Origin of the sequence: Anaerobutyricum hallii DSM 3353 (assembly GCF_000173975.1) — a bacterium.
Classification (GTDB): Bacteria; Bacillota; Clostridia; order Lachnospirales; family Lachnospiraceae; genus Anaerobutyricum; species Anaerobutyricum hallii.
This window is the reverse complement of record NZ_ACEP01000059.1, coordinates 1-4080: the sequence shown is the minus strand read 5'-3', so window position 1 is coordinate 4080 and position 4080 is coordinate 1. Positions and strand designations below refer to the sequence as shown.

General features: G+C 39.8%; 4 protein-coding genes. All 4 read left to right on the top strand.

The window, feature by feature from the left end; translation table 11 throughout:
- Nucleotides 1-294: 294 nt before the first annotated feature.
- The 4 genes from EUBHAL_RS05325 (at nucleotide 295) to EUBHAL_RS05310 (ending at nucleotide 3924) form a co-directional block, all read left to right on the top strand.
- Nucleotides 295-1278 (top strand): TFIIB-type zinc ribbon-containing protein, encoded by a 984-nt coding sequence (locus tag EUBHAL_RS05325; protein WP_005346014.1) that lies wholly within the window; start codon nucleotides 295-297, stop codon nucleotides 1276-1278.
- Nucleotides 1279-2082 carry a TPM domain-containing protein gene (locus EUBHAL_RS05320; protein WP_005346010.1) on the top strand — a complete coding sequence of 268 codons (804 nt, stop codon included), beginning with the start codon at nucleotides 1279-1281 and terminating at the stop codon, nucleotides 2080-2082.
- A gap of 270 nt (nucleotides 2083-2352) precedes the next feature.
- The gene (locus EUBHAL_RS05315; protein ID WP_005346006.1) at nucleotides 2353-3117 is read left to right on the top strand and encodes a hypothetical protein; all 765 of its coding nucleotides are present in this window, start codon (nucleotides 2353-2355) and stop codon (nucleotides 3115-3117) included.
- Complete coding sequence (locus EUBHAL_RS05310) at nucleotides 3118-3924, top strand: TPM domain-containing protein (RefSeq protein ID WP_005346004.1); 807 nt, start codon at nucleotides 3118-3120, stop codon at nucleotides 3922-3924.
- The last annotated feature ends 156 nt before the right edge of the window (nucleotides 3925-4080 follow it).

The window sequence follows — 4080 nt, the reverse complement described above, 5'->3', positions numbered from 1 at the left end:
ATATTTGTGGCCTCGGAGCAAGTGTTGGATGCGAGCGCATAAAGCGAACATTCAACACGCCGCGACTAAAATCACAAATATGCCTTATTGGGAGCAATGGCTTCGTCTGTAGTTCGCTTAATGAATTAAATAGTAAATTTCTGTTGCATTTTGTTGAAAAATCCCATATAGTAGAGTTAGAAGAATGACAAAAGAATCAAATTTTTGTAATTATCTGAATTAAATCCGCGCAGGTATATTTGTGAGTTTTTTGTTTTGAATAGTTGCAGATTTACAAGAGAAGGAGGCGAGCTTATGTTTTATCGTTGTAAAAGCTGTGGTGGTAATGTAATCTATGATCCGAAGAAGAAAGCGATGGTGTGTGAAAGCTGCGGAAACGGAGGAGAACCGGATCTGATTTCACAGGAGAAGAAGCATGTCTGTAATAACTGTGGTGCAGAGATTGAAGCAGATAAGATTGATTTATCGCTAAAATGCCCATATTGCGGAACCTATGTTATTTTTGAGGACAGGATGGAGAATGAGTACGAACCGAATCTGGTACTGCCTTTTGCACTTGATAAGCATAAGGCATTGGATCTTTTGAAAGAAAAGTTTGCTAAGCAGATGTTTCTTCCAGGCAATTTTTGTGCTGCCTCCACAATAGAATCAATGCAGGGTCTCTATGTACCATTTTGGATGTATGATTTACATACTCATGTGCATTTTGAAGGAGAAGCGGATAAGGTAAGGACATGGGACGAAGACGATTATGAGTGTACGGAAACAAGCACTTACCGCATTTTAAGAGATTTTGATGTGGATTATGATAAGATTCCGGTTGATGCCTCAAAAGTAATGCCTGATAAGATGATGGATTTGATGGAGCCATATAAGTACGGAGAGCTGGGCGATTTTGATGCGAAGTATTTGTCAGGTTTTCAGGCAGAAGTGTATGACGAAGACAAGAATACTCTTTTGCCAAGAGCGAAAAAGAAAGCAGATAAGTACAGCCAGAAGTATCTTAGCAGTTATAATGTAGAATACGATGCAGTAAGACCGACAGTGAATGATAAGAAGAGTACGGAAAAAGAATCCTTTTATTCATTTTTACCAGTATGGCGTTATGTGTACCGCTATCAGGGGAAAAATTATGAATTTTATGTCAATGGACAGACAGGTAAGGCGGTAGGAGAAGCACCGACAAGTACCGGAAAGATTATCGCATGGTTTATCGCCGTGTTTGGTTCCCTTTTCTTCACTGTGGAAATGTTGCTTTATTTATTGGGGGTGTTATAAATGGCAAAGACATACCGTGGAATATTAATATTTGTTGTTATACTTGGAATTGTGATGGGACTGGCCGGCAAAAAGTTTGACGGCTATGTATACACAAATACGGAACCTCGCAGCAATACAGAATGTACATTGACTCAGAGAGTATTTGATGATGCAGATGTGCTTACTGATGAGGAAGAGGCAAAACTGGAAAAATTGATAGCAGAGAAAGAAAAACTTATCGGTGGAGATATCGTTCTCATGACAACAAATGATGCAAGTCTTAACACGATGGAGAAGCTTCGGGATTATGCACAGAACTACTATAAAGAGAACAAAATCGGATGGGATAAGCCAATTGGAAGCGGTGCTATCTATGTAGATGACTGGGAGACAAGACACACCTGGCTTGCCACTCGAGGAACTGTCAAAGATAAGTTATCCAAAGACAATACAGATTATATTGTGGATGAAACTAATGATATTGTGAATAAAGACCCATATAAAGCCTACACACGGTTGATAAATCTGTTGGCAGATGAGACACAAAAGAGTCATCTTTTCCATATAAATATCAGTCCGTTATGGGTAGCACTTGGCTGTCTTGTTGCAGCAATTGCTTTCGTAGTATTCCAGCTTTCTGATTCCGTAGGTAAGGATACCGTCAAGAAGTCTACCTATGTGAAAAAAGATGGCGTACAGTTAAACGATAAACAGGATGTATTCTTACACTCCCATGTTACAAGGACAAAGAGAGAAACCGAAAGCAGCAGTAGCGACTGCGGCGGCAGCGATGGCTTTGGAGGCAGTGGCGGTTCTCACTAAAGCGTGTTTGATATGTTGTATTTTCGTCTATAAAAAACAAAGGAGGCCCCCATGTTTTACCGTTGTAAAGATTGTGGTGGTAATGCTGTTTACGACCCAAAGAAAAAGAAAATGGTATGTGAAAGCTGCGGTAATGAGGAAACGTAGGAAAAAATACCACAGGAGAAGCTTCATATATGTAATAACTGTGGAGCGGAGATTGAATCCAAAAAGACAGATCTTGCTCTGAAATGTCCATACTGTGGGACCTATGTCATTTTTGAGGACAGGATGAAAGAGGAGTACAAGCCTGATCTGGCATTGCCATTTGTGATAGATAGAAAAGAAGCGATAGAGATTATAAGGAAGAATTTTGCGAAGAAAATGTTCATTCCTAAAGATTTTTGTTCGACTTCAAGTCTGGAATCCCTTCAGGGAAGATATGTTCCATTTTGGATGTATGATATGGAGACCCATGTGCATTTTGAAGGAGAAGGAAGAAAAATCAGAACGTGGACAGAAGGAGACTATGATTGTACGGAGACGAGCATATATCGTCTTGTAAGAGATTTTAATGTGAATTATGATAAGATTCCTGTCGATGCATCGAAAAATATGCCAGATGAGAAAATGGATTTAGTGGAACCTTATAAATATACTGCATTAGGGAAGTTCCGCTCAAAATATTTGTCTGGATTCCAGGCAGAAATTTATGATGAAAATAAAGAAGAACTTTTGCCGAGGGCACAGAAAAAAGCAAAGAAATATACGGAAGGTTACCTTGATGAGTATAACAATAGTTATAGCAGTGTGAAAACTGCTATTAAAAAAGTAGATAGTAAAGAAATGAACTCCTACTATACATTTTTACCGGTATGGCGTTATGTATACCGTTATCAGGGAACAAATTATGAGTTTTTTGTTAATGGTCAGACGGGAAAAGCAATAGGAACGCCGCCGACCAGCAAGGCGAGAATGTTCTCATGGTTTGCAGCAGTTACATTTTCGTTGTTCTTTCTTGCGGAAATGATTCTGTATTTTCTGGAGGTGGCATAAATGGGGAAAATCTGGAGACGAATTTTAATAGGAATCGTTATACTCGCTGCGATTATAGGCATCGTGGCAAAGTTGCTTGAGCCGGAAGAATACACCAATACAAAACCTCGTCAAAATACAGAATGTACAATCACGCAGAGAGTATTGGATGAAGCAGGCAAAATGACGGATAAACAGAAAAAAGATCTTGAAGCTTTGATTGCAGAAAAGGAACAGCTAATTGGCTGTGATATTGTTATTCTTACAATAAATGAGCCGGGGCTTGATAGTTATGATGAAATCCGAGACTATGCACAGGCATATTATGAGGATAATAAATTTGGCTGGAATAAAGCCAATGGGGACGGGATCATTTATGTGGATGATTGGGAAACGGGATACACCTGGATGTGTACAACTGGTCTTGCAAAAACGAGACTCGATGATACGGACACAGAACAGATTGTGGATAGTGCCAACGAAATCGTAAATGATAATCCATATGAGGCTTACACATCTATTGTAAATAATGCAGCAACCATGATTCAGACAGGCCGTTCCTCTTATGTGCAGATTAACCCGATTATTGTCTTTCTTGCAGCAGCAGTAATCGGAGCCATTTTTGTAGGTGTCCAGTTAATCGGACATGGAGGAAAAGACACTGTTCTAAGGTCTACCTACGCAAAAGGTGGAGTGCAAATGAATGAAAAGCAGGATATCTTCCTGCATTCCCATGTGACCAGAACGAAACGACCGAGTAAAAGCAGCGGTGGCGGAGGAAAAGTCGGAGGAACTGGAGGACATGGCGGAGCCGGAGGAAGACATTAAATAGGAATTTGCCGGGGTGAGTAGACAGACGAAGTCTGAGAATCAAATCATCTATATTTGTGATTTTCGTCACTACGAGAAGTCATCTTCTAAGAAAAGGCCGACATGAAAAGTTATTGATTTTGACTCAGTTGTACAAAACACAAAGTCGTCAAA